Genomic DNA, 25,458 nt, shown 5'->3' on the forward strand with positions numbered 1-25,458 from the left:
CCGGCAGGGGCCCGTCCTGGGTGGCGCCCGGCGCCGGGAAGGACCGGGTGCCAGGAGGCTCCCGGTGCCGCGAGGCGCCCCTACGACCCCAGAATCGTCGTCAGGAACTCCCCGGTCCAGCTCAGCAGTTCGCGTCCGACCACCGGCTTCCCGCCGATCTTGCCCGTCGTCGGCCGCGGCACCAGGATCTGGTGGATCGCCGGCTTGATGATCGTGCGCGGATAGAGACGCTTGAGGCGCAGCTCCTGCGACTCCCTCAGCTCCACCGGCGCGAAGCGGATGTTCGGGCCCTGGAGCACGATCTCGCCGACGCCGCACGCTCGTGCCAGCATCCGCAGGCCCGCCACCAGCAGCAGGTTCTCGACCGGCTCGGGCAACTTGCCGTAGCGGTCGGTCAGTTCCTCGCGGACCGCCTTGATGTCCTCCTCCGAGTTCGCGGAGGCGATCGCGCGGTACGCCTGGAGCCGCAGGCGCTCGCCCGGGGCGTAGTCGTGCGGGACGTGCGCGTCGACCGGGAGCTCGATCTTGACCTCCAGCGGCGGTTCCTCCTCCACGCCGCCGTCGAGCGAGGCACGGTAGTCCGCCACCGCCTCGCCGACCATGCGCACGTACAGGTCGAAGCCGACGCCCGCGATGTGGCCGGACTGCTCGCCGCCCAGCAGATTGCCCGCGCCGCGGATCTCCAGGTCCTTCATCGCCACGTACATGCCCGCGCCCATCTCGGTGTGCTGGGCGATCGTCGCGAGACGCTCGTGCGCCGTCTCGGTGAGCGGCTTCTCCGGCGGATAGAGGAAGTAGGCGTAGCCGCGCTCGCGGCCACGGCCGACCCGGCCGCGCAGCTGGTGCAGCTGCGAGAGACCGAAGTTGTCACCGCGCTCCACGATCAGGGTGTTGGCGTTGGAGATGTCGATGCCCGACTCCACGATCGTGGTGGACACGAGGACGTCGAACTTCTTCTCCCAGAAGTCCACGACGACCTGCTCCAGCGCCGATTCGCCCATCTGACCGTGCGCCGTCGCGATCCGGGCCTCGGGGACGATCTCCCGCAGCCGGGCGGCGGCCCGGTCGATGGACTCGACACGGTTGTGGATGTAGAAGACCTGGCCCTCGCGCAGCAGTTCACGCCGGACGGCCGCGCCGATCTGCTTCTGCTCGTAGGGGCCGACGAAGGTCAGCACCGGGTGCCGCTCCTCCGGCGGGGTGGTGATCGTCGACATCTCGCGGATGCCGGTGACCGCCATCTCCAGCGTTCGCGGGATCGGTGTCGCCGACATCGTCAGGACGTCGACGTTGGCGCGGAGCTTCTTCAGCTGCTCCTTGTGCTCGACGCCGAAGCGCTGCTCCTCGTCCACCACGACCAGGCCCAGGTCCTTGAACTTCGTCTCGGAGGAGAACAGCCGGTGCGTGCCGATGACGATGTCGACCGAACCGTCCCGCAGCCCCTCCAGGGTCGCCTTGGCCTCCGTGTCGGACTGGAAGCGGGACAGGGCGCGTACGTTCACCGGGAACTGGGAGTAGCGCTCGGAGAACGTCCCGAAGTGCTGCTGCACCAGCAGCGTCGTCGGCACCAGCACGGCGACCTGCTTGCCGTCCTGGACCGCCTTGAACGCGGCACGCACCGCGATCTCCGTCTTGCCGTAACCGACGTCACCGCAGATCAGCCGGTCCATCGGGACCGTCTTCTCCATGTCCTCCTTGACCTCGGCGATCGTGGAGAGCTGGTCGGGCGTCTCCACGTACGCGAACGCGTCCTCCAGCTCGCGCTGCCAGGGGGTGTCCGCCCCGAAGGCGTGACCGGGCGCGGCCATGCGGGCGCTGTAGAGCTTGATGAGGTCAGCGGCGATCTCCTTGACCGCCTTCTTCGCGCGCGCCTTCGTCTTCGTCCAGTCCGCGCCGCCGAGCCGGTGCAGTGTGGGCGCCTCGCCGCCGACGTACTTGGTCACCTGCTCCAGCTGGTCGGTGGGGATGTAGAGCCGGTCGCCGGGCTGGCCCCGCTTGGCGGGGGCGTACTCGACGAGCAGATACTCGCGGGTCGCGCCCTGGACGGTGCGCTGGACCATCTCGATGTAGCGGCCCACACCGTGCTGCTCGTGGACGATGTAGTCACCCGCCTCCAGCGTGAGCGGGTCGATGGTCTTGCGGCGCTTCGCCGGCATCCGCCGGCCGTCCTTGCCGGCCGCCTTCTGACCGGACAGGTCGGTCTCGGTGAGGACCGCGAGCCGCAGGCCCGGGTCGATGAATCCGTAGTCGATCGAGCCGCACGCGACATGGACGACGGACGGCGAGATGTCGGTCAGCGCCGCGTCCAGGCGGGCGGGGATGCCCTCGCCGCCGAGCACCTCGACGGTGCGGGCCGCCGGGCCGTGCGCCTCGGTCACATAGACCGTGCGCCAGCCGTCCGCCAGCCAGCCCTTGGTGTCGGCGAGGGCCCGCGCGGTGTCGCCGCGGTACGTCTCCGGAGGGTGCATGCCCAGCTTGAGGGTGTCGTCGGACAGCTCCTCGTCGGCGGCGAACTGCGAGACCGACCACCACATCATGCCGAGCTCGCGGGCCCGGTCCCGCACGTCGGCGATGCCCCACAGCGATGCCGCGCCGACGTCGATCGGCGCCTCGCCGCCGCCCGCCGTCGCCGCCCATGACGCCTGGAGGAACTCCTGCGAGGTGGCCACCAGGTCGGCGGCGCGGGTCCGCACCCGCTCCGGATCGCACACGACGGTCATCGCGCCCTGCGGCAGCACGTCCAGGAGCAGTTCCATGTCGTCCACGAGGACGGGCGCGAGGGACTCCATGCCCTCGACCGCGATGCCCTCGGCGATCTTGTTCAGCAGCTCGCCGAGCTCCGGGTGCTGTTCGGCGAGGACCGCCGCCCGCCGTCGCACCTCGTCGGTCAGCAGCAGCTCGCGGCAGGGCGGCGCCCACAGTCCGTGCTCGGCGATCTCCAGCGAACGCTGGTCGGCGATCTTGAAGTACCGGATCTCCTCGACGTCGTCGCCCCAGAACTCCACCCGCAGCGGGTGCTCCTCGGTCGGCGGGAAGACGTCCAGGATGCCGCCGCGCACGGCGAACTCGCCGCGCTTCTCGACCAGCTCCACCCGGGAGTAGGCGGCGGCCGCGAGCGCGTCCACGATCTCGTTCAGATCGGCCTGCTGCCCGGTGCGCAACGCCACCGGCTCCAGCTCGCCGAGGCCCTTGACCTGCGGCTGGAGCACGGAGCGGATCGGTGCGACGACGACGGAGACCGGGCCCGCGGCCGGATCGTCCTTCGACGGGTGGGTCAGCCTGCGCAGCACCGCGAGGCGGCGGCCCACGGTGTCGGAGCGGGGCGAGAGCCGCTCGTGCGGCAGCGTCTCCCACGAGGGGTACTCGGCGACGCCCTCCTCCGGCAGCAGCGAGCGCAGCGCCGCCGCCAGGTCCTCCGCCTCCCGCCCCGTCGCGGTGACGGCGAGCACCGGACGCCCGGCCTCACGGGCCAGCGCCGCCACGGCGAAGGGGCGCGCCGCCGGAGGTCCGACCAGGTCCAGATGCATACGGTTGGCGTCCCGTGCGGCCCGCACCGCTTCGGCGAGCGCAGGGTCGGTGACGACGGCATCGAGCAGACCGTGCAGGCTCATCAAGGGCTTCCATCCCGGGGAGTGGGCAACGCGAATAACCCGACTCGTCTGTCGCGCCCCACTGCCGAGGGCAGAGGGAGGGCAGGGGGAGGGCCGGGGGTCTCCAGCCTACGACGCTGCTCCGACACTCGCGTCCGGAACCCACGCTGCGCGGTGCGGCCCGGACCGGCGTGACCAGGCGCGTCCGCACCACCGGGCCCGGCCGCCCGGCGCCGGAGCCGCGTTGACCGGCGGGACGGCTCCCCGCGGGCCGCCCCGACCGGCACCGGCCGCTCCCCGTCGCCGGCCGTCCCGCCGGCCCGCCCTGCGCGAGGCGAGCACCGTGGAGACACGACCCTGGACCGCAGTCCCGGACCGCCGCCCCCGACCGCCGCCTCCGGTCCGCCCGCCCCCGGACAGACCGCCCCCGGACAGACCGCGGCCCCGGAGTGTCCGGTGGACACTCCGGGGCCGCGCCCCCCGTTCCGTACGCCCGGAGGCTGTGGCGCTACTCCGTGGCGATGGCGTTGAGGACGTTCATCCGTCCCGCACGGAAGGCGGGGACCAGGGCCGCGAACAGTCCCACGAACGCCGACCCGACGAACACGGTCAGGATCGTCGGCCACGGGATCTCCAGGACCCCCAGGCCCTCCAGTGCCAGCAGCTTCTGGGCCGCCGTGCCCCAGCCCATGCCCAGACCGAGGCCGAGCAGCGCGCCGAAGAGGGCGATGACCACGGACTCCAGCCGGATCATGCGGCGCAGCTGGCGCCGGGACAGACCGATCGCCCGCAGCAGGCCGATCTCGCGGGTCCGCTCGACCACCGAGAGCGCCAGGGTGTTCACCACTCCGAGCACCGCGACGATGATCGCGAGGGCGAGCAGGCCGTAGACGATGTTCAGCAGCTGGCCGACCTGGTCCTTCAGGTCCTGCTTGAAGTCGGTCTGGTCCTGCACCTTGTACTGCGGGTACGCGGCGAGCGAGGACTTGAGCGCCGTGTAGGCCTCCTTCTCCTTGCCGTCGTCGGCGGAGGCGAACAGGATCAGGTTCTTCGGCAGCTTGTCGGCCGGGATGTACTGCTCGGCCGTGGCCGTGCTGGTGTACTTCACGCCCTTGTCGACGTTGCCGTCGTCGGAGGTGATGGCCGCGACCTTCAGCTTCGCGCTCTCGCCGCCCTTGAAGGCGACGGTGAGCGTGTCGCCCACCTTCACGCCGTGCTCCTCGGCGTAGGTGTCGCCCACCGACATGGCGTTCTTGCCGTACGCGGCGGACAGTTCGCCGCCCACGGTCTTGCGGCGCAGGTCCTGGGCGTACGTGGCGTCGGCGGCGACCAGTTCGTCGTCGACGGTCTTGCCGTCGGGCGAGGTGATCTTCGCGTTGACGCCCTTGTACTGGGTGACGTGCGCGATGCCGGGCGTCTTCTCCAGCGCCTTCTGCGCCTGCGGCACGATCGGCTGGCCGTTGGAGGCCTGGACGATGAAGTCCGCGCCGACCGACTTGTCGAGCTCGTCCGTCGCGGAGGCGACCATCGAGGAGCCGACCACCGACAGACAGGCCACCAGGGCGAGCCCGATCATCAGGGCGGCACCGGTCGCTCCCGTACGGCGCGGGTTGCGCAGCGCGTTGCGCTCGGCCATCCGCCCGACCGGGCCGAACATCCGCAGCACGAGCGCGCTGATCACCCGGACCACGACACCGGCGAGCAGCGGTCCGACGACGACGAAACCGATGAGCGAGAGGACCACACCGAGACCGAGGAACATCGAGCCTTCGGCGGCCTTGTCGGCCTGCGTCGCGACCAGCAGGGCCGCGGCGCCGCCGCCGGTCAGCAGGAGTCCGATCGCGGCCCGCACCTTGCCGGCCCTGCCGTCCGCCGGGGTTCCGGCGTCACGCAGTGCGGCCATCGGGGAGACCTTGCCGGCGCGCCGGGCCGGCACATAGGCGGCGACGACGGTGACGACGATGCCGAGGACCATGCCGACGACGGGGGTCGTCACCTTCACGGTCAGATCGTCGGTGGACAGGTTCATGCCCATGGAGCCCATGAGCTTCATCAGTCCGACGGCGAGGCCGACACCGGCCGCGATGCCCGCGACCGAGCCGACGATGCCGAGGAAGAGCGCCTCGATCAGGACGGAGCGGTTCACCTGCCGGCGGCTGGAGCCGATGGCCCGCATCAGACCGATCTCGCGGGTGCGCTGGGCGACCAGCATCGAGAAGGTGTTGACGATCAGGAAGATGCCGACGAGGAGGGCGATCCCGGCGAAGCCGAGCATCGCGTACTTCATGACGTCGAGGAAGGAGCCGACCTCTTCACGGCCCGCGTCGGCGGCCTCCTTCGCGGTCTGCAGCTTGTAGGGGGCGTCGAGCGTGGCGGCGATGTTCTTCTTGAGCTGCTCGTCGCTGACCCCGTCGGCGGCCGTGACCGAGATGCCGGTGAACAGGCCTTCACGGCCGAGGAGTTCACGCTGTGCGGTGGCGGTGTCGAAGTAGACGATCGTGGCGCCCGGGTTGGTCACCTTGAAGGAGGCGATACCGGAGATCTTCGCCGTGAAGTCGCCGGTGACCGCGATGGTGCGCAGTTCGTCGCCGATCTTCAGATGGTGCTTGTCGGCGGTGTCGGCGTCGACCATCATCTCGGTGGGTCCGCGCGGCGCGTGGCCGGAGGTGATCTCCATCGACTTGAGGTCGTTGTCGCTCCAGCCGCCGGCGATGGTCGGGGCGCCGTTGGTGGCGCCGACGTCCTTGTTCTTCGCGTTGACGACGGTGACGCTCATGCTGGAGACGCCGCCGTCGACGGACTTGACGCCCTCGGCGCTCTTGACCTTCTCGACGAGGGACGCGGGCAGCGTCTCGGGCCGGCCGGTCTGCGGTGCGTCGTCGTCATCGGCGCCCTGGGGGCTGACGGTGACGTCGGACGCGGTGCTGGCGAAGAGCTTGTCGAAGGTGGTGTTCATGGTGTCGGTGAACACCAGCGTCCCCGACACGAAAGCCACGGACAGCAGCACCGCCACGGCCGAGAGCGCCATTCGCCCCTTGTGCGCGAGGAAGTTGCGCAGGGAGGTCCTGAAGACGGTCACGACGTCCGCCCCCGAGCGTCGAAGTCCTTCATGCGGTCGAGTACGGCGTCGGCGGTGGGACGGAACATCTCGTCCACGATCCGGCCGTCGGCGAGGTAGAGGACACGGTCCGCGTACGAGGCGGCCACCGGGTCGTGGGTGACCATCACGATGGTCTGGCCGAGCTCGTCCACCGAGCGGCGCAGGAAGCTGAGAACCTCCGCGCCGGCGCGGGAGTCGAGGTTTCCGGTCGGCTCGTCACCGAAGATGATCTCGGGCCGGGCGGCGAGCGCCCTGGCCACGGCGACGCGCTGCTGCTGGCCGCCGGAGAGCTGGGTGGGCCGGTGCTTCAGCCGGTCGGACAGGCCGACCGTCTCGACGACCCGGTTCAGCCAGCCGGCGTCCGGCTTGCGGCCCGCGATGTCCATGGGGAGCGTGATGTTCTCCAGGGCGTTGAGCGTCGGCAGCAGGTTGAACGCCTGGAAGATGAAGCCGATCCGGTCCCGGCGCAGCTGGGTGAGCTTCTTGTCCTTGAGACCGGTGATCTCGGTGTCGTCGAGGTAGATCTGACCCGAGGTGACGGTGTCGAGCCCGGCGAGGCAGTGCATGAGTGTGGACTTGCCGGAGCCGGAGGGGCCCATGATCGCGGTGTACTGTCCGCGGGCGATGTCGACATCGACGTGGTCGAGTGCGACGACGCGGGTCTCCCCGCTGCCGTACGCCTTGACGACCTGCCGCCCACGCGCGGCGACGGCCGTACGCCCTCCGGTGTCCCCGTGCGGGGGAATGGTCACAGCCGTTGTCACGGTAAGTCTCCTATGTCGGTGAAGTAAGGGTGTCGCCGCGTGCGGTTCGAGTCTGTCGGCGGAAGCGCTCCGGCGCGCTGGTGCGAGGCGCAGTCTTCGACCGGGGGTTTTCCCCACCCCCCGGTGGTGCGGCCCCGGTTGCGGCCGTAAGAACAACTTAAGGAAACGCGTCCGCCGCTTCGTCGTCCCCCGGAACGAAAGCCCCCTGGCCACAAGTAGGGAGGTCCCCCTAGGGGGCCTCCACCCCCGGGTGGAGGCCGACCCGCTCAGGCTGCACCCTCCCGCAGCGTCAGCCTCAAGTGAGAAGGTGTGGGGAAAATAGATGCAGGGGGAAAGGATCCAGCGGTGACGGAGACACCGGAGACGGAACCGCGAGGGCCCGTCTCCCCCACGAACGGCGGCGACGCCGGCACGGCAGCCCCTACGGGCCGCGGTCCCGTGGTCGCCGCCCTCATGCTCGGCATGGCGCTCGCCGCGCTGGACGGCACGATCGTGTCCACCGCCGTCCCGCAGATCGTCGGCGACCTCGGCGGCTTCTCCGTCTTCTCCTGGCTCTTCTCCGGCTATCTGCTCGCCGTCACCGTCACCCTGCCGGTGTACGGGAAGCTCTCCGACACCTTCGGCCGCAAGCCCGTCCTCATCGCCGGGATCATCCTCTTCCTGCTCGGCTCCGTCCTGTGCGCGGCCGCCTGGAACATGGGCGCCCTGATCGCCTTCCGCGTCGTCCAGGGCCTCGGCGGCGGCGCCCTCCAGGGCACCGTGCAGACCATCGCCGCCGACCTCTACCCGCTGAAGGAACGGCCGAAGATCCAGGCGCGGCTGTCCACCGTGTGGGCCGTCTCCGCCGTCGCCGGCCCCGCGATCGGCGGACTGCTCGCCTCGTACGCCGACTGGCGCTGGATCTTTTTGATCAACCTCCCCGTCGGCGCCGTCGCCCTCTGGCTGGTCGCCCGCCATCTGCGCGAACCCTCCCGCACCCGGCCCGCGGCACGCCCCCGTATCGACTGGCCGGGCGCGCTCGCCATCTTCGGCGCGGGTGTCCTGCTGCTCACCGCACTCGTCCAGGGCGGCATCGCCTGGCCCTGGTGGTCCGCGCCCTCACTCGCCCTGCTCGGCGGCAGCGCCACGTTCATCGCCGTCACCGTCGTCGTCGAACGACGCGCGGCGGAACCGATCATCCCGGGCTGGGTCTGGCGTCGGCGCACCATCGCCGCCGTGAACCTCGCCCTCGGCGCCCTCGGTCTGCTGATGGTGGCCCCGACCGTCTTCCTGCCCACCTACGCCCAGTCCGTCCTCGGCCTCGGACCGATCGCCGCCGGCTTCGTGCTGTCCGTGATGACCCTGAGCTGGCCCGTCAGCGCGGCCCTGTCCAACCACGTCTACAACCGCATCGGTTTCCGGCGCACCGCGATGATCGGCATCACCCTCGCCGGCCTGATCCTCGCGGCCTTCCCCCTGCTGCCCTACCCGGGCGCGCCCTGGCAGCCCGCCCTGCTCATGCTGCTCCTCGGCGGGGCGCTCGGACTCTTCCAACTCCCCCTGATCGTCGGCGTCCAGTCCACCGTGGGCTGGGCCGAACGCGGCACGACGACCGCATCCGTCCTCTTCTGCCGCCAGGTCGGCCAGAGCATGGGCGCCGCACTGTTCGGCGCCGTGGCCAACGGGGTCCTCGCCTCCCGCCTCGGCAGCGCGGGCGACCTGGACTCCGTCTCGCACGCCCTGGAGAACCCCGCGGCCCTCACCGCCGACGCGGCGGACCAGCTGCGCCGGGCGGTGGACGCGGCGGTCGACCACGTCTACCTCGGCGCGGCGGTCGCGGCCGGGCTGTCGCTGCTGGTGCTGCTGTTCGTGGCACCCCGGCGCTTTCCCGTACTGGACGACAACGAGCAGCCGGTGCCGAAGAGTTAGGGGTTCTCCCCGGCCCTGGGAGCGGGCGGCGCCGGTTCTTCAGGCCCGGGTCTCCCCTATGGCGCTGATGCCGCCCGTTCGTCCGGGCGGGCGCTCAGCCCTCCGCCGCCGCGCGGCCCGTCAGCGTCGCCAGGCTGTTGCGGATGTGCGCCATGTTCGCGTGCATCTCCTCACGCGCCTCCTCGTGCTCGCGCAGCATCAGCTCCGTCTCGCGCGCCGTGCGCTCCTCCTGCATCCGTGCCTGCGCCAGCAGTTCGGCGGCCTGCGCCTCCGCGGCCTCCTGGCCGTCGCGGGCGTACTCCTCCGCCTCCGCGAACGTGCGCTCCGCCTCGACGAGAGCGCCCTCCGCATATGCGGTCCGCTCGGCGTGCTCGGCCTCCAACGCCGCTCCACGCTCGGCGAGTTCCCGCTCCACCGTCTCCCAGCGCTCGGCCTGCTCCTCCTCCAGCTCGGCGAGCATGCCCTCCGCACGGCGGCGCATCTCCCGCCATGCGCCCATCACCTCGCCGCGCTGCTCTTTCATCTCACCGCGCGCCTCCGCACGGGCCTCGTCGGCCGCCGTCTGCGCCGCGAGAAGGATCTGCCGGGCGCGCTCCTCGGCGTCGGCCCGCAGCCCGTCCGCCTCCTCGCGCGCCTTGTCGCGCAGCCTCTCCGCCTCCGCCTGCGCGGCGTCCGCGTCCGCCTGCGCCTCGTTGCGCGCCGACGCCCGTACTTCCTCGGCCTCCTCCTCGGTCAGCGCGAGCAGGTACTGGGCACGGCGGCTGAACGTCTCGTACGTCTGAGGGACGAGCGTCGTGACGACCTCACGCAGCCGGCCCGCCTCCGCCTCCATATCCTTGGCGAGGACGGTCAGCCGCGCGGCACGCTCCCAGGCGTCGTCGCGGTCCTGCGACAGGGCGGTGACGTAGGCGTCGGTCTCCTCCGTGCGGTAGCCCCGGCCACGGACGGCGGCGAAGCCATGGGGTGACACCGATGCAGCGCTCATCCTTCAAGCCCCTCTCCGACAGAAAACGCGATTGTTCGCATATCCTGATGGATGCGGGCGAAACGCTCATAACGCGACACTCCCTGCGGAGAAAGCAAAGAGGGGCGCCCGGTCCGACCACCGACCGGGCGCCCCAATTGTCGTACTAACTCCCTACAGCAGACCGTCCCACATCTGCTCGAGCAGGACCGACCACCAGCTCTCCGGCGACGACAGCGCCGCCGGGTCCAGCGCGGCGAGCTGCGCCTGGAAGTCGACCGTCCAGCGGCCCGCCTGCTCCGGATTGAGACCGAAGCGCAGCCGCCACATCCGGCCCAGCAACGCCAGACAGCGCACGAACTCCGGCAGCCCGCTGTTCACGAACTGCGGCGCCACCGCCTGACCACCGGGACCGGCCTCCACCGGCACCGCCACGATGTGCGCCGTTCCGTACTGGACGCAGATCGCCCGGCCGAAGTCGGTGCCCACCACCAGATACGACCCCGCGTCCACCGCGGGCTGCACCTGACGCTGCGCCGCGAGCTCGGCCAGCGTCGGAACGACCGGCTGAGCGGGCTGCGCCCAGAAGAACGGGTTGAAGTCACCCGGCAGACCGGCCCACACCAGCGTGGCACCGACCACCTCCGGCACGCCCTGACGCGACACGGCCCGCTGGTCGAACCGGCAGATGCCCTGCGGCCCGAAGGCCGCCACCAGCTCCTGCGCGATCGCCTGCGGCGGGACCGGAGGCACCGCCTTCACGGGCGGCAGCGGCATCCGCACCGGCGCGGGGCGCGCCGGACCGTCCGCGACCTGGTGCAACTCGCCCTGATGCGTGACCAGTTGCTGCACGCCCTGCTGACGGCTCGCGTGATCCCTGCCGTACGGCGCGATGTTGGTGATCCGCGCCTGCGGCCAGGTCTCGCGGATCATCCGGGCGCAGTAGCCACCCGGCAGCTCGCACGACTCCAGCTCGGTGTGCAGCTCCAGCACCTGCTGCGGCGGCACATTCATGGCCCGCAGCTCATGCAGGATCTGCCACTCCGGATGCGGAGTGCCGGGCGCGGAACGGCGGATCAGCTGGGCCTCGGAACCGTCGGGCGCGCGGTAGCGCAGCACCGCCTGGTAGCCGGGACCGACCGTCGGCTGCCCGGGCGGCTGCGGCGGATAGCCGTACGCGGGCGGCTGACCGCCCTGCTGCGGCGGACCGGGCGGCACGGCGCCCGGAGGCGCACCGGGCGGACCGGGAGGCTGCGGAGCACCGGGACCCATGGGGTTGGGGCCGGCGAGCATGGTCGCGGCATGGTGAACACCGCCACCGGGAGGCGGCGTCGAACCAGGAGGCCCAGGGGGACCGGGAGGCTGCGGAGCACCAGGGGCACCCGGCGCACCGGGAGGACCGGGAGGCTGCGGAGCACCGGGACCCACCTGACCCGGATCGGCGAACATCGTCGCCGCATGGTGAACACCGCCACCAGGAGGCGGCGTCGAACCAGGAGGCCCAGGGGGACCAGGAGGCTGCGGAGCACCAGGACCCGTCTGCGAGACGAGCTGCGTCGGCAGATACCCACCCGCCGGCGCACCCGGAGCACCCGGCCCCGACGGCGGCGGCGTCGCACCCGGCCGCGCACCCGGAGTACCGGGCGCGCCGGGCGGCGGCGGAGTCGTCGACCCCCCTCCGCGGGGAGAACGTGCCCCCCGCGGCGGAGCCTGCGCCTTGCTCGTCGCCGCGTCCGCTATGTCGGCGGCACCCGGCTGCGGCTCGCCCACCGCAGGCGCCACCGCCGTCCGCGGCAGCTGACTGCCCCCGGACATCAACGCGGTCGGCGCATCCGCGCCCACCACCGGCGGCGGAGTGTCGTCGTCGTCACGGCCGGAGATCGGCGGCGCGAACACCGTCGCCGGAAGCGGCACGGACGCGTCGTCACCGCCCGCGGCACTCGTGTCCGTCCACGGCGTACCACCCGTCCGCGACGACGGCGCACCGTCCCCAGCAGCCGACTCGCCGCCGTCCGAACCCGCACTGGGCCACACCGACCCACCCCGCGAGGCATCCGCCCCCGAGGACCCGGCCTCCGGCCAGGACGAACCACCGACCGACGAACTCCCGCCCGCCTGCGATGCGTTGGCCCCACCCGTACCCGAAGAGGCGTCCGCCAGAGACCAGTCGGACCCGGCCGACGGCGTACCGGCAGCTGCCGGAGCCACCGGTGCCACGGGAGCCGCAGGCGCCGAAGCCGCAGGCACAGAAGCCGCAGGCGCCGCAGGCTCGTCCGCCGACGGCCGCCGGTCCGGAATCCCCAGCTTGTCCGCCGCGTCCTGCAACCACTCCGGCGGACTCAGCAGGAACGACGTCTGATGCAGATCGATCCGCTGCGGCTGCTCCGGCACCACGGCCGGCGCGTCCTGGATGCCGTACTCCTCCTCGTACCGGCGGATCACCTCACCCACCGGCAGCCCGGGCCACAGCGTCGCCTCACCACTGTCCCGCGCGATCACGAGCCGCTGCCGGCCGCCGTCCGAGCGTGCACCGCCCTCGCGGTCCTCCGCCCACACCACGAACCCGAGCTCGAACTCCCGCACCCGCACCTCACGGTGCTGATAGCCGGGCACATCGCCGTTGACCCACTCTTCCGCGCGCTCCTGCGCCTGCGCAAAGGTCACCATCGGAGCGTCACCCCTCGTCCGCCACGGGGACGGCACGCGCGAAGCCGCCGTCCACCATCAGATTCGCCACGGTCTCCAGCTCCGGCGGATTGCCCGCCAGCCGCTGAAGGAAGGCGTCGAAATCATCGCCGCACGGCAACAGCAGCCGGTCCACGCGCTCCTGGACATTCCACCCGTCCTGGTCACGCGCGTCGTCATAGGCACAGAACCACACCGAACCGACACCCGAGCCCCTGACCTTCACCGCCAGAATCCCGCCCTGGACGAACGCCACACCCAGGAAGTCCTTCGTCAGATGGTCCCGCAGGCACTTGTTGACGTACAGCAGATCATTGACCGCCGCCTCGTCGCGCACCGTGAAGAACGGCTGGTCCACCAGCAGCCCCAGCTCCGCGTCGAGCGCCGCACCCACCGGCGCACAGCCGCCCGCCGCCTTCAGAAAAGAGCGGTACGCGCCCGGCAACCGGTAGCCCAGATCCTCTTCCACACCCAGCAACTGCTGCTCGGACACCGACACCGACCCCTTCGGCAGCCCGAAGTGCGCCGGCCGGGTCTCCTGCAACGGGCGCGTACCCCGCTTGTCCCCGTCGACCGCCGTCGTCGCCAGCCCGCCGTGATGCCGCAGCAGCGCCTTCACCTCGACCGGCACCAGCTCCAGCCGGCGCGTCCCCGCCACGTGGTGCCACGTCCAGCCGTGCGGAGTCGCCACCGCGGGAATCGTGTCCCACAGCTCATGGCCGTCCGCGTGCAGCGCCGCGTTCGCCGACACATAGTCGGTCAGCCGCAACTCATCGACACCGAAGCCCTCCGGCGGTTCCGCGATCTCCGCGGCGGCACGCGCATACGGCGAGAACACCGGAAACCCGTTCTCGTCCACCCGCACACCCCGAGGATGGCGCGAAGCCCGGACCGGGTCCGGGAAGTTCACGACCTGACCGGCGTAGGCCGCATTCGGTGGCGCGACGTGTCCCCCGGCCCGGGGGCCGGGAGGTGCCCCCAGCCCTTGCCGACCTGTCGTCATGGCGATCTGCCCCCTGCTGCTTCTGACTCGTTCAGGACAGCCTATGCGGTGCTGCAATAGGCAGTACCGGCCCTCCGGTTCCGTCACCAACTGTCACAACCGAGTGACCGAACGACGACGGACCGACACGTTTCAGTGCCCCCGCTTCCCCACCCAAGCGCCCATTTGGCAGGCTGTCCCGCAACTCGGGGGAGTGCACGGGAGGGGACTACAGCACCATGCACACAGCGCAACCACGTACGTCAGGCACGTCAGGTGATCCTCGTCTCAGCTGGAGCAGCACGGAAACAGCCCGCACGCCCGCACTGAACCACCGGCGCGACGGCATCCTGCCCGCCGTCGCGGCAGCACTCTCCGTGCGCGGCGAAACCCTCACCAGCACCGCCGGAAAGGGTGACCAGCCACCCGTACTCCACCCACTCGTACAGGACTTCCTCGACACCCTCACGAGTGGCCAGCGCGAACGCTTCACCGGCCGCTGCCCCGAAGCCATCCTGCTCTCCCGGCACCTCACCGCCGCCGAGAACCAGCGCTCCAAGCGGGCCCAGCGAAAGCCCCTCACCCACAGCGAGGCCAAACGCGCCCTCAAACAAGCGAAGTTGACGGCACGTAGGATCCGCGAGGACGGCGACCCGCTGCACGGCAGCTACGCGCCGCCCTGCCGTTCCTGTACGGCGATGCTCGACCACTTCGGTGTCCGGGCAGTGGACCCGACCGCCGCCGGCGCCTCCGAGAATGGCTGAACCAGCACCGATGCCCGACCACCTCAGCACCACCCGGTTCCCAGTCGCCGTCGACGCCGCCCTGCGCGACGCGGGCTGGCAGCCCGGCCGCTGGGACATCAAACTCGCCGAACACTGGGCCGACACCCTGCGCTCCCACGCCTCACCCGCCGGCCACCGGCACACCGTCTTCCCCGCGGCCGTCGAAGCGTGGGCGGAATTCGGCGGACTGCACATCACCGCATCCGGCCCCGGCCGGCAGACCGCACCGACAGCCCTGCACATCGACCCGCTCGCCGGACTGCACCTCGCCCGCACCTTCGCCGACCTCGGACGCGCTCTCGACACCGAGGTCTCACCACTCGGCATGGAAGGGGACCACCAGGCCGTCCTCGCCATCGACAGCGAGGGCCGCGTCTACAGCCTCGACCACACCGGCGACTGGTACCTCGGACCCGACGTCGACCAGGCACTCGCCACACTCGTCAACGGCGTCCAGCCCACGCGGCTCACCCTCGGCTGACGGGCTTCCGCCGCACAACCGCGGCCGAGACACCCAGGCCGCGTCACAGACTCACCGACGCCGGAAGCTCCTGCCCGTCCGACGGATCCCGGTCGGGCAACACCGCAGACACCCGGAAACCCCCCGAGTCCGTCGGCCCCGACACGAACACCCCGCCCAACGCCAGCACCCGCTCCCGCATCCCCACCAGACCGTTCCCCCCGCTCGGCAGCCGCGCGACCCCCGCCTCACCGGCCGCATCCGGGGCACCGTTCTCCACCTGCATGGCCACCTCGGCATCACGGTGCGCGAGCCGCACCATCACCTTCGACCCCGCCGCATGCTTGTGCACATTCGTCAGCGCCTCCTGGACCACGCGATAGGCGGTCTGCTCCACCTCCGGCGCATACACCCGCACCTCCCCCTGCACCGCGAGCTCCACCACCATCCCCGCCTGCCGCGACTGCCCCACCAGATCCTCGACATCGGCGATGCACGGCCCGTCCTCCGCAGCCGCCTCGGCCGCCGCCGCGGCAGCCGCGGCCACCGCCGCCAACGGCACCGGAGCCACCCGCCGCTGCTCGTCGTCCCCCGCCCGCAGCACACCCAGCATCTCGCGCAACTCCGTCAGCGCCTGCCGGCCCATGTCCCCCACCAGCGCCGCGTTCTTCACCGCCTTCTGCGGATCCTTCAACGCCACCGCCTGCAACGCCGCAGAATGCACCACCATCAGACTCACCCGGTGCGCCACCACGTCATGCATCTCCCGCGCGATCCGGGTCCGCTCCTCCGTCCGCGCCCACTGCGCCCGCTGCTCCGCCCGGTCCGCCAGCAGAGACAGCTCCTGCTCCAGACTGTCGGCGCGCTCCCGCAGGCTCTCCATCAGCCGGCGCCGGGCACCTATGTAGAGCCCGAAGAGCACCGGCGGGGCGGTCAGACCCACCGACATGAAACCGGCCATCGTCGGTACGTACCAGGCCCCCGGCTCCGGATCGAAGCCCGCGGACTGCACGTCCTGACGGACCCGCACGAACGTCACGATGAGCGTCGCCGTCAGCGACATGCCCGCCAGCAGCGCGGTGATACGGCGCGGAACCTCGGACGCGGCGAGCGTGTACAGCCCGACGACGCCCATGAGGTAGCCCATCTCGGCCGGCGTGATCGCGATCGACACCAGGACGACGGCGATCGGCCAGCGCCGCCGCAGCACCAGCACGGACCCGACGACCAGCCCGAACAGCACCCCGATCGGCACGGGGACGGCGGCCTGCTCCGCGAACCCCACACCCTCCAGCGCGCATTCCAAGGCGGAGAACAGCCCGAGCCCCACGTCCAGCGCGACACTTCGCCGCCGTCCCCACCACAGCCAGGTACGGGCGGTCGTGCCCGTGCCGTCCTGGTGTGCCCCCGTTGTGGTCATGTCTTCCAGCCTACGGGCGGGTGTACGTCATTTTCTCGGGAGTATCGGAGCGCGGGCGAGTCGCCCCTGGCACGGAATGCACCAGAACCGCTCGAACTGGTGAATCGGCCAGAGTTTCGACCCGGACGTCCGGATTCCGGACGACGCTCGCCGCATGACGGAATCACCCGGCAGGTACGCCGACTTCGAAACCCTCCGCGAACAGGCCCTCACCCTGCGCCGGGAGGGCCTCAGCCGCCGCCAGATCCGCGACCGGCTCCACGTCCACAACAACGACATCCTCAACCGCCTCCTCGAGGGAGAGCCGCCACCGGAGTGGACGAAGCGCCCGAACGCGAAGGACGACCTGCGGGCGCGAGCAAGGGAGCTGCGCCTGGCAGGCATGACGTACGACCAGATCCAGGTGGAGCTGGGCTGCTCGAAGAGCTCGATCTCGCTGTGGGTGCGGGATCTGCCGAAGCCTCCCGCTCAGCGCACGCCCGCCGAGCAGGCGAAGCTCGCGTCGGACAAGCTGGGAGCACGAGCGCCCGCTTCGGGAGGCCGAGCGACGGAGGACCACGCAGGAGGCGTTCGAAGAGATCGGCACGTTGACGGACCGGGAGCTGTTCCTGCTCGGGGTGGGGCTCTACTGGTCCGAGGGCGCCAAGAGCAAGCCCTACCGGCGGCAGGAGTCCGTGACCTTCATCAACAGCGACGCGGACATGATCCGCGTCTATCTGGCGTGGCTCGCCCTGCTGGACGTCAAGCCGGACAGGCTGCGCTACCGCGTGATGATCCACGAGTCCGCCGACGTTGAGGGAGCGGAGGGCTACTGGGCCGCAGTGGCGGGCATCGACACGTCCGCCTTGAGCAGGACGACACTGAAGCGGCACAACCCCAAGACGGTCCGCAAGAATGTCGGGGACGCCTACCGCGGCTGTTTCGTCGTCCGCGTCCTGGGCTGTGCTGAGCTCTACCGTCGCATTGAGGGCTGGTGGTGCGGCATAGTGGTCGGCAGCGCTCCGGACGGAGATCGTTCTCCGGCGCCGTGAGGCGCGTTCCGCCGTAGTGTAATTGGCAGCACGGCACCCTTTGGAGGTGTTCGGTCTAGGTTCGAGTCCTAGCGGCGGAGCTGTCACCGGGTCCTGACGTTCACCGTCAGGACCCGCCCTCATTTCACCCCCGAAACCCCCCGGTATCCTTCGGATGTCCACCACCCGAAGCCGAAGGGCATTCCCGTGAGCGCCAACCGCCCGGCAGCCGTCGTCGTCCTCGCAGCGGGTGAGGGCACCCGCATGAAGTCGAAGACCCCCAAGGTCCTGCACGAAATCTGCGGGCGTTCGCTCGTCGGTCATGTCGTCTCCGCCGCGCGCGAGCTGGACCCCGAGCACCTCGTCGTGGTGGTCGGCCACGCGAGTGAGCAGGTCAAGGGCCATCTCACCGAGACGTACGCCGGTACCCGCACCGCATTCCAGGCCGAGCAGAACGGCACCGGGCACGCCGTCCGGATGGCGCTCGAGGAGCTCGGGCAGGGCATCGACGGGACCGTGGTCGTCGTCTGCGGCGACACTCCCCTTCTCTCCGGCGAGACGCTCACCGCCCTCGCCTCCACGCACTCCGCCGACGGCAACGCCGTGACCGTGCTGACCGCCGAGGTCCCGGACTCGACCGGCTACGGCCGGATCGTCCGCGACGGCACCGGCGCCGTGACCGGGATCGTCGAGCACAAGGACGCCACCGACGAGCAGCGCGCGATCCGGGAGATCAATTCCGGTGTGTTCGCCTTCGACGGGCAGCTGCTCGCGGATGCTCTGGGCAAGGTGCGCACGGACAACAGTCAGGGCGAGGAGTACCTCACCGATGTGCTCGGCATCCTGCGCGAGGCCGGCCACCGGGTGGGTGCGTCGGTCGCCGGTGATCATCGCGAGATCCTCGGGATCAACAACCGGGTGCAGCTGGCCGAGGCGCGCAGGCTGCTGAACGAGCGGTTGCTGGAGCGGGCGATGCTGGCGGGTGTGACGGTCGTCGATCCGGGGTCGGTGCTGATCGATGTGACCGCCACGTTCGAGCCGGACGCGGTCATTCATCCCGGTACGCAGCTGCTGGGGGCCACGCATCTGGCCGAGGGTGCCGAGGTGGGCCCGAATTCGCGTCTGCGGGACACGGTCGTCGGCAGGGGGGCGCGCGTGGACAACACGGTCGCCGACTCGGCGGAGATCGGCGAGAGCGCTTCGGTGGGTCCGTACGCGTATCTCCGTCCCGGTACCCGGCTCGGCACGAAGGCCAAGGCGGGTACGTATGTGGAGATGAAGAACGCGACGATCGGTGAGGGGACGAAGGTTCCTCATCTGTCGTACGTGGGCGATGCGACGATCGGTGAGTACTCGAACATCGGCGCGGCGAGCGTGTTCGTGAACTACGACGGCGAGGCGAAGCACCACACGACGATCGGTTCGCACTGCAAGACGGGTTCGGACAACATGTTTGTGGCGCCTGTCACGGTCGGGGACGGCGCGTACACCGCGGCGGGGTCGGTCATCACGAAGGATGTGCCGGCGGGTTCGCTGGCTGTCGCCCGCGGCCAGCAGCGGAATATCGAGGGCTGGGTGGCTCGAAAGCGTCCCGGAAGTGCTGCCGCGCAGGCGGCCGCGGCGGCAACGGAGCAGGTCGCCGACGGGAACTGACCGGAAACAGGTGCGTCGGACTCGGCGTACGGTGATACGTGCACACAAATTCGGCTGGCTCGCGCTTCGTTTCTTCGCGGCCAGAGAACACGTCTGAGGAGACAGTGCTGTGACCGGGATCAAGACGACCGGCGAGAAGAAGCTGATGCTCTTCTCCGGCCGCGCCCACCCCGAGCTGGCCGAGGAGGTTGCGCACCAGTTGGGTGTGGGCCTCGTGCCGACGAAGGCTTTCGACTTCGCGAACGGTGAGATCTACGTCCGTTTCCAGGAGTCGGCCCGTGGAGCGGACTGCTTCCTGATGCAGAGCCACACGGCTCCCATCAATAAGTGGATCATGGAACAGCTGATCATGCTCGATGCGCTGAAGCGGGCCTCGGCCCGGAGCATCACCGTGATCATTCCGTCGTACGGCTATGCCCGTCAGGACAAGAAGCACCGTGGTCGTGAGCCGATCTCGGCCCGTCTGGTCGCCGACCTTCTGAAGACCGCGGGTGCGCACCGCATCCTCACGGTGGACCTGCACACCGACCAGATCCAGGGCTTCTTCGACGGCCCGGTGGATCATCTGTCGGCGCTGCCGGTGCTGGCGGACTACGTGGGCGCGAAGGTCGACCGCAACAAGCTGACGGTCGTGTCCCCGGACGCGGGCCGGGTGCGGGTCGCCGACCGCTGGTGCGACCGTCTCGACGCGCCGCTGGCGATCGTGCACAAGCGCCGTGACAAGGACGTGGCCAACCAGGTGACGGTGCACGAGGTCGTCGGTGAGGTCGAGGGCCGGGTCTGTGTGCTGGTGGACGACATGATCGACACGGGTGGCACGATCTGTGCCGCGGCGGACGCGCTGTTCGCGCACGGTGCGGAGGATGTCATCGTCACGGCGACGCACGGCATCCTGTCCGGTCCGGCGGCCGACCGTCTGAAGAACTCGAAGGTCAGTGAGTTCGTTCTGACGAACACGCTGCCGACGCCGGGTGAGCTGGAGCTCGACAAGATCAAGGTGCTGTCGATCGCGCCGACGATCGCGCGCGCGGTGCGTGAGGTGTTCGAGGACGGTTCGGTGACGAGCCTCTTCGAGGAGCAGGCCTGACGGTCTCCCGGTAGTTGTCGAGAGGGCCGCACCCCTTGGGGGTGCGGCCCTTTCGCGTGCCCGTGCAGCGGTCCTCGATGATCGATTGGGTGGGAGGGGCGGTGTTGCGTAGACTGCCTAAGTTGCTCGGCGAGGGAGGCCGCACTTCTGGTGCGGCTGTCCGTTATCGACGCGCTCTTCGTAGCAGGCCTGTCGTGGCCGGGTGACCACCACAATGTCTGCCTTGACGAGGAGTGCACATGTCCGAGGTGAAGCTCGCCGCCGCGACCCGTACGGAGTTCGGCAAGGGTGCCGCCCGCCGCGTCCGCCGTGACAACCGGGTTCCGGGTGTCCTTTACGGTCACGGCACCGACCCGGTCCACATCACGCTTCCGGGCCACGAGCTGCTGCTCGCCCTGCGTACGCCGAACGTCCTGATCGCCCTGGACATCGAGGGCAAGAACGAGCTCGCGATCCCGAAGGCTGTCCAGCGTGACCCGCTGAGGGGCTTCATCGAGCACGTCGACCTGCTGCTCGTGAAGCGCGGCGAGAAGGTCACCGTCGAGATCCCCGTGCACACCGAGGGCGAGCTCGCCCCGGGCGCCTTCCTCCTCGAGCACGTGCTGAACGCGCTGCCCGTCGAGGCCGAGGCCACGCACATCCCCGAGTCGGTCACGGTGTCCATCGAGGGCCTGGAGGCCGGTGCCGCCATCCTCGCGAAGGACATCGCGCTGCCGAAGGGCACGACGCTGGCTGTCGAGGACGACACCGTCGTGCTCCAGATCCTGGCCGCGCAGGCCGAGGAGCCGTCGGGCGAGGAAGAGGCCGCCGCGGGCGACGAGTCGGCCGAGGTCTGAGCCGTAGGCTCTGCGTGACGGGGTGGCGGGCCTGGCCCGCCGCCCCGTTTCCCTGTCTGTAGGTACTGCCGGCGGCGGTGTGCCGGCTGTACGTGGTGCGAGCTGTTGGTCATGCGAGGAGACGCAGCGCAGATGTCGGACGCGAACGCCCCGTGGCTCGTCGTGGGCCTCGGCAACCCGGGTCCCGGGTATGCCGCCAATCGTCACAATGTCGGTTTCATGGTGGCCGATCTGCTCGCGGAGCGTGTCGGCGGCAGTTTCAAGCGGGCGCAGAAGGCGCAGGCGCAGGTCCTGGAGGGCCGGGTGGGGCCGCCGGGTCCGGCGGGCCGGCGGGTGGTGCTGGCGAAGCCGCTGTCGTACATGAATCTGTCGGGCGGTCCGGTGACGGCGCTGCGGGATTTCTACAAGGTGCCGACGGCGAACATCGTGGCGATCCATGACGAGTTGGACATCGACTACGGGATGCTGCGGCTGAAGCTGGGTGGCGGGGACAACGGCCACAACGGTCTGAAGTCGATGACGAAGGCGATGGGCCCGGACTATCACCGGGTGCGTTTCGGTATCGGCCGTCCGCCGGGTCGTCTGCAGGTGGCGGATTTCGTGCTGAAGGACTTCTCGTCGGTGGAGCGCAAGGAGCTGGGCTACTTCGTGGACCGGGCGGCGGACTCGGTGGAGTGTCTGGTGACGGAGGGCCTGGAGCGGGCCCAAAGTACGTATAACTCCTGACAAGTTCAGGCCTCAGGTTGACCGAGCGCGGTCGTATGGCCAAGGATCGCGCCCTATGAAGCGGACTGACCTGCTCCTCTACGCCCGCCGCGCCGCGATGGGATGTGTCGCCGTCCTGCTGCTGGCGGCCGGCTTCTGGTCGTCGTGGGGTACGGCGCAGCATGTTCTGCTGGCCAAGGGCCGCGAACACGGCACGCTCAGGGTCGACCACTGCGGCGATCAGACCTGTACCGGACGCTACAAGCCGGAGGGTTCGCTGCCTGCCCGCGGCGACATGACGATCGAGAAGTCGGTCGCGGTGAAGAAGGGCGCCCAGCTGCCCGTGGTGGTGAAGCCGGGGTCCAGCGAACTGGTCCGTACCGGCGCGGGCGGTGCGCTGCACGCGTGGGTTCCGCTCGGTGGGGCGCTGGTGCTGGCGGCGCTGGTGATCGGGGGTGGACTGCGGATGACGCGTCTGGCCTGGTCGGCGGCGGCGCTGGGCGGCGCGCTGCTGGTGGGGGCCTTCTTCACGCTGTGATCGAGGTCGGTGCCGGGCCCTGCGCGTCGTCGCGCAGGGCCCGGTCCCCTGTCATCAGCCGGTGTTGCGCAGACCTGCCGCCACGCCGTTCACCGTCAGCAGCAGGGCCCTCGCCAGCAGCGGGTCGGGCTCCTCACCCTTCTCGGCCGCCTTGCGCTGGCGTGCCAGCAGCGAGACCTGGAGGTAGGAGATCGGGTCGAGGTAGGCGTCGCGGATGCCGAACGTCTGCCGCAGCACCGGGTTGGAGCCGAGCAGTTCCTTCCCGCCGGTGACCTTGAGGACCTCGCTGACCGTCAGGGCGTGCTCGGCCTCGATGGTGGCGAAGACGTGCTTGAGGTCGTCGGGCACGAGGGTGTCGACGTAGTGGCGGGCGATCCGCAGGTCGGTCTTCGCGAGGGTCATCTCGACGTTCGCGATGAAGTTGCGGAAGAAGTGCCACTGTTCGTGCATCTCGTCGAGGACCGTGTCGAGCCCTGCTTCGCGCAGGGCCTTCAGGCCGGAGCCGACGCCGAACCAGCCGGGCACGATCTGCCGGGACTGGGTCCAGCCGAAGACCCATGGGATGGCGCGCAGTCCGTCGAGTCCGGCGCCGCTGTCGGGCCGGCGGGAGGGCCGGGAGCCGAGGTGGAGGTCGGCGAGCTGGTCGACCGGGGTGGCCGCGAAGAAGTACGCGGGCAGGTCCGGGTCCTCGACGAGCCGCCGGTAGGCGTCGTGCGCGGCGTCCGAGACGGTGTCCATCGCCGCGTCCCAGCGCGACAGTGCCTCGTCGGACTGCCGCGGGGCGGTGTGCAGGGCGGACGCCTGGAGGGTTGCGGCGACGGTGAGTTCCAGGTTCTCCCTGGCCAGGGACGGGATCAGATACTTGTCGGAGATGACCTCGCCCTGTTCGGTCACCTTGATCTCGCCCTCGAGCGTGCCCCAGGGCTGGGCCAGGATGGCGTCGTGCGAGGGGCCGCCGCCGCGGCCGACGGTGCCGCCGCGGCCGTGGAAGAGCCGCAGCCGGACGCCGTAGCGGTGGGCGACGTCGCGCAGCCGGCGCTGGGCGCGGTGGATCTCCCACTGGGAGGTGGTGATGCCGCCGAACTTGGAGGAGTCGGAGTAGCCGAGCATGACCTCCTGGACGTCGCCGCGCAGGGAGACGAGGCGCCGATAGGAGGGGTCGGCGAGCATGCCGTCGAGGATGACGTCGGCGGCCTTGAGCTCGTCGGTCGTCTCCAGCAGCGGCACGATGCCGATCTTGGCCCAGCCGGCATGGAGGTCGAGGAGGCCGGCCTCGCGGGCCAGGACGGCTGCGGCGAAGACGTCGTCGGCGCCCTGGCACATCGAGATGATGTACGACTCGATGACTTCGGGGCCGAAGCGCTCGAAGGCTTCCTTGACGGTGTCGAAGACGCCGAGGGTCTTCTGCCCGGCCGCGTCCAGCGGGGCGGGTGTGGGTGCGAGCGGCCTGCGGGAGCGCAGTTCCTTGGCGAGCAGCTTCTGCCGGTAGTCGCGGGGCATGTCGGCGTAGCGCCAGGACTCCTCGCCGAGCCGGTCGAAGAGCTGGCCGAGGGCGTGGTGGTGGGCGTCGGCGTGCTCGCGTACGTCCATGGTGGCGAGCTGGAGGCCGAAGGCCGCGAGGGTGCGGATGGTGCGGTCCAGGCGTCCGTCGGCGAAGAGGCCGCCGCGGTGTTCGCGCAGTGACGTCTGGATCAGGGTGAGGTCGGCGATGAGCTCGGTGGTGCCGAGGTAGTCGCGGCCGCTCGCGTGCCGGGTGCCCTTGGCGAGGCGCTCGCGGGTGTTGACGAGCTTCTGCCGGATGCAGGTGGCCTTGAGCCGGTAGGGCTCCTCGGCGTTGAGGCGCTTGTAGCGGGGGCTGATCTCCGGCAGCAGTTCGAGGTCGTTCTGCAGGGAGGTGAGGAGTTCCTCGGTGGCGCCGGCGTAGCGGATGGAGTTGGAGAGCAGTCCGCGCAGCTGGTCGATGACCTCGATGGCGTCGGTGATGCCGTGCTCGTGCTGGAGGATCAGGACGTCCCAGGTCACGGACGGGGTGACGTTGGGGTTGCCGTCGCGGTCGCCGCCGATCCAGGTGCCGAAGGTCAGCGGGCGGGTGCCGGCGGGCAGCTCGACGCCGACGCGTTCGAGCTCGGCGGCGAGGTCCTCCAGGACGTCGCCGACGGCGCCGGCGTGCAGTTCGTCGAGGTAGTAGATGGCGTTGCGTGCCTCGTCGGCGGGTTCGGGCCGTACGACGCGCAGCTCGTCGGTCTGCCAGATGAGGTCGATGTTCTCGGCGAGCCGCAGGTCGTGCCGGCGCCGGTCGGATGCGACCACGGGGCTTTCGAGCAGTTCGGCAATGCGCCGCAGCTTGTTCAGTACGGAGCGCCGGGCGGCCTCGGTGGGGTGCGCGGTGAACACGGGGCGGACGTTGAGGTTCTTGACCGTCTCGCGCAGGTGCTGGGGGTCGGCGTCCTTGAGCCGGTCCGCGGTGCGGGCCAGGAGGCCGCCCTCGGCGGCGCGCCGCTCGCGCATCTCGTGGCCGCGGTGCACCTGCTCGGTGACGTTGGCCAGGTGGAAGTAGGTGGAGAACGCGCGGACGAGCTTGGCCGCGGTCTCCAGGTCGGTGTCGCCCAGCAGCTCTGCTGCGGCCTCGCCGTCGCTGCGCGTGAGCGCGCGGACCTTCTCCACGAGTTCGAGCAGGTCAGGGCCTTCCTGGCGGACGATGGTCTCGCCCAGGAGGTCGCCCAGTCGGCGGATGTCGGCTCGCAGTTCGGCGTTGGCCGTGGGGTTCTGGTCGGCACTGCTCACAGGTGCGGCTCCTTGCAGTGTTTGAGCACGTCTGGAGGGGTACTGGAGGCTGCGGACCGCGCTGTCCGACGAGACCCAGGATAGGTGTCCATTTCCCTGGCGTTGTCCACAGGTCTCTTGCCGCGAGGCTCCTCACTGCCATACTTACGATGCCGTAGGTTACGCATCCGTATCCCGGCCCTCACCG

The 25,458-nt window shown here is 70.4% G+C and carries 16 protein-coding genes, 1 tRNA gene and 1 pseudogene; 10 read left to right on the forward strand and 8 right to left on the reverse strand.

The genetic code is table 11. The annotated features are described in order from the left end of the window. Positions 1-80: 80 nt before the first annotated feature. The 3 genes from mfd to ACQPWZ_RS15030 form a co-directional block, all read right to left on the reverse strand. Entirely contained in the window at positions 81-3,611 is a 3,531-nt protein-coding gene (gene mfd, locus ACQPWZ_RS15020) for a transcription-repair coupling factor (RefSeq protein ID WP_433571589.1), read from the reverse strand. Positions 3,612-4,098: 487 nt separating this feature from the next. Next, positions 4,099-6,669 carry an ABC transporter permease gene (locus ACQPWZ_RS15025; RefSeq protein ID WP_356705505.1) on the reverse strand — a complete coding sequence of 857 codons (2,571 nt, stop codon included), beginning with the start codon at positions 6,667-6,669 and terminating at the stop codon, positions 4,099-4,101. Further along, positions 6,666-7,454 (reverse strand): ABC transporter ATP-binding protein, encoded by a 789-nt coding sequence (locus ACQPWZ_RS15030; protein WP_313945866.1) that lies wholly within the window; start codon positions 7,452-7,454, stop codon positions 6,666-6,668. Before ACQPWZ_RS15030 ends, ACQPWZ_RS15025 begins: the two co-directional genes overlap by 4 nt. Before the next feature lie 345 nt (positions 7,455-7,799). On the opposite strand from ACQPWZ_RS15030, the gene ACQPWZ_RS15035 reads away from it, so the two are divergent. Beyond that, complete coding sequence (locus ACQPWZ_RS15035; protein WP_433571590.1) at positions 7,800-9,362, forward strand: MFS transporter; 1,563 nt, start codon at positions 7,800-7,802, stop codon at positions 9,360-9,362. Positions 9,363-9,456: 94 nt separating this feature from the next. Here the strand turns inward: ACQPWZ_RS15035 and ACQPWZ_RS15040 are convergent, their stop codons facing one another. The 3 genes from ACQPWZ_RS15040 to ACQPWZ_RS15050 all read right to left on the reverse strand — a co-directional run bounded on the left by ACQPWZ_RS15040 (position 9,457) and on the right by ACQPWZ_RS15050 (position 14,014). After that, complete coding sequence (locus ACQPWZ_RS15040; protein ID WP_433571591.1) at positions 9,457-10,347, reverse strand: cellulose-binding protein; 891 nt, start codon at positions 10,345-10,347, stop codon at positions 9,457-9,459. A 153-nt stretch (positions 10,348-10,500) separates the two neighbouring features. Next, complete coding sequence (locus ACQPWZ_RS15045) at positions 10,501-12,993, reverse strand: SUKH-4 family immunity protein (RefSeq protein ID WP_433571592.1); 2,493 nt, start codon at positions 12,991-12,993, stop codon at positions 10,501-10,503. Positions 12,994-13,000: 7 nt separating this feature from the next. Then, the gene (locus ACQPWZ_RS15050) at positions 13,001-14,014 is read right to left on the reverse strand and encodes an SMI1/KNR4 family protein (RefSeq protein ID WP_383242794.1); all 1,014 of its coding nucleotides are present in this window, start codon (positions 14,012-14,014) and stop codon (positions 13,001-13,003) included. Between the two features lie 218 nt (positions 14,015-14,232). On the opposite strand from ACQPWZ_RS15050, the gene ACQPWZ_RS15055 reads away from it, so the two are divergent. Both ACQPWZ_RS15055 and ACQPWZ_RS15060 read left to right on the forward strand, forming a co-directional pair. Beyond that, positions 14,233-14,757, forward strand: coding sequence for a YwqJ-related putative deaminase (locus ACQPWZ_RS15055; protein ID WP_340473557.1), 525 nt, complete (start codon positions 14,233-14,235; stop codon positions 14,755-14,757). Between the two features lie 10 nt (positions 14,758-14,767). Beyond that, positions 14,768-15,259 carry an SUKH-3 domain-containing protein gene (locus ACQPWZ_RS15060; protein WP_340473559.1) on the forward strand — a complete coding sequence of 164 codons (492 nt, stop codon included), beginning with the start codon at positions 14,768-14,770 and terminating at the stop codon, positions 15,257-15,259. Positions 15,260-15,302: 43 nt separating this feature from the next. On the opposite strand, the gene ACQPWZ_RS15065 is transcribed toward ACQPWZ_RS15060, so the two are convergent. After that, complete coding sequence (locus ACQPWZ_RS15065; protein ID WP_340473561.1) at positions 15,303-16,658, reverse strand: sensor histidine kinase; 1,356 nt, start codon at positions 16,656-16,658, stop codon at positions 15,303-15,305. 154 nt (positions 16,659-16,812) lie between these two features. Here ACQPWZ_RS15065 and ACQPWZ_RS15070 point away from each other — a divergent pair. The 7 genes and pseudogenes from ACQPWZ_RS15070 to ACQPWZ_RS15100 all read left to right on the forward strand — a co-directional run bounded on the left by ACQPWZ_RS15070 (position 16,813) and on the right by ACQPWZ_RS15100 (position 22,487). Then, positions 16,813-17,689 (forward strand): annotated as a pseudogene (locus ACQPWZ_RS15070) (hypothetical protein). Positions 17,690-17,696: 7 nt separating this feature from the next. Beyond that, positions 17,697-17,769, forward strand: a tRNA-Gln gene (locus tag ACQPWZ_RS15075). A gap of 106 nt (positions 17,770-17,875) precedes the next feature. Then, positions 17,876-19,321 carry a bifunctional UDP-N-acetylglucosamine diphosphorylase/glucosamine-1-phosphate N-acetyltransferase GlmU gene (gene glmU, locus ACQPWZ_RS15080; protein ID WP_340473563.1) on the forward strand — a complete coding sequence of 482 codons (1,446 nt, stop codon included), beginning with the start codon at positions 17,876-17,878 and terminating at the stop codon, positions 19,319-19,321. 109 nt (positions 19,322-19,430) lie between these two features. Next, the gene (locus tag ACQPWZ_RS15085) at positions 19,431-20,408 is read left to right on the forward strand and encodes a ribose-phosphate diphosphokinase (protein WP_433571593.1); all 978 of its coding nucleotides are present in this window, start codon (positions 19,431-19,433) and stop codon (positions 20,406-20,408) included. A gap of 239 nt (positions 20,409-20,647) precedes the next feature. Further along, positions 20,648-21,244: a 50S ribosomal protein L25/general stress protein Ctc gene (locus tag ACQPWZ_RS15090; protein WP_356705499.1), complete on the forward strand. Its 597-nt coding sequence runs from the start codon at positions 20,648-20,650 to the stop codon at positions 21,242-21,244. A 132-nt stretch (positions 21,245-21,376) separates the two neighbouring features. Continuing rightward, the gene (pth, locus tag ACQPWZ_RS15095) at positions 21,377-21,970 is read left to right on the forward strand and encodes an aminoacyl-tRNA hydrolase (RefSeq protein WP_433571594.1); all 594 of its coding nucleotides are present in this window, start codon (positions 21,377-21,379) and stop codon (positions 21,968-21,970) included. A gap of 55 nt (positions 21,971-22,025) precedes the next feature. Continuing rightward, complete coding sequence (locus ACQPWZ_RS15100; RefSeq protein ID WP_433571595.1) at positions 22,026-22,487, forward strand: hypothetical protein; 462 nt, start codon at positions 22,026-22,028, stop codon at positions 22,485-22,487. A 54-nt stretch (positions 22,488-22,541) separates the two neighbouring features. On the opposite strand, the gene ppc is transcribed toward ACQPWZ_RS15100, so the two are convergent. Continuing rightward, positions 22,542-25,271 carry a phosphoenolpyruvate carboxylase gene (gene ppc / locus ACQPWZ_RS15105; RefSeq protein WP_433571596.1) on the reverse strand — a complete coding sequence of 910 codons (2,730 nt, stop codon included), beginning with the start codon at positions 25,269-25,271 and terminating at the stop codon, positions 22,542-22,544. Positions 25,272-25,458: the final 187 nt, after the last annotated feature.

The sequence above is a fragment of the Streptomyces sp. CA-251247 genome (assembly GCF_050952975.1).
Lineage (GTDB): Bacteria > Actinomycetota > Actinomycetes > Streptomycetales > Streptomycetaceae > Streptomyces > Streptomyces achmelvichensis.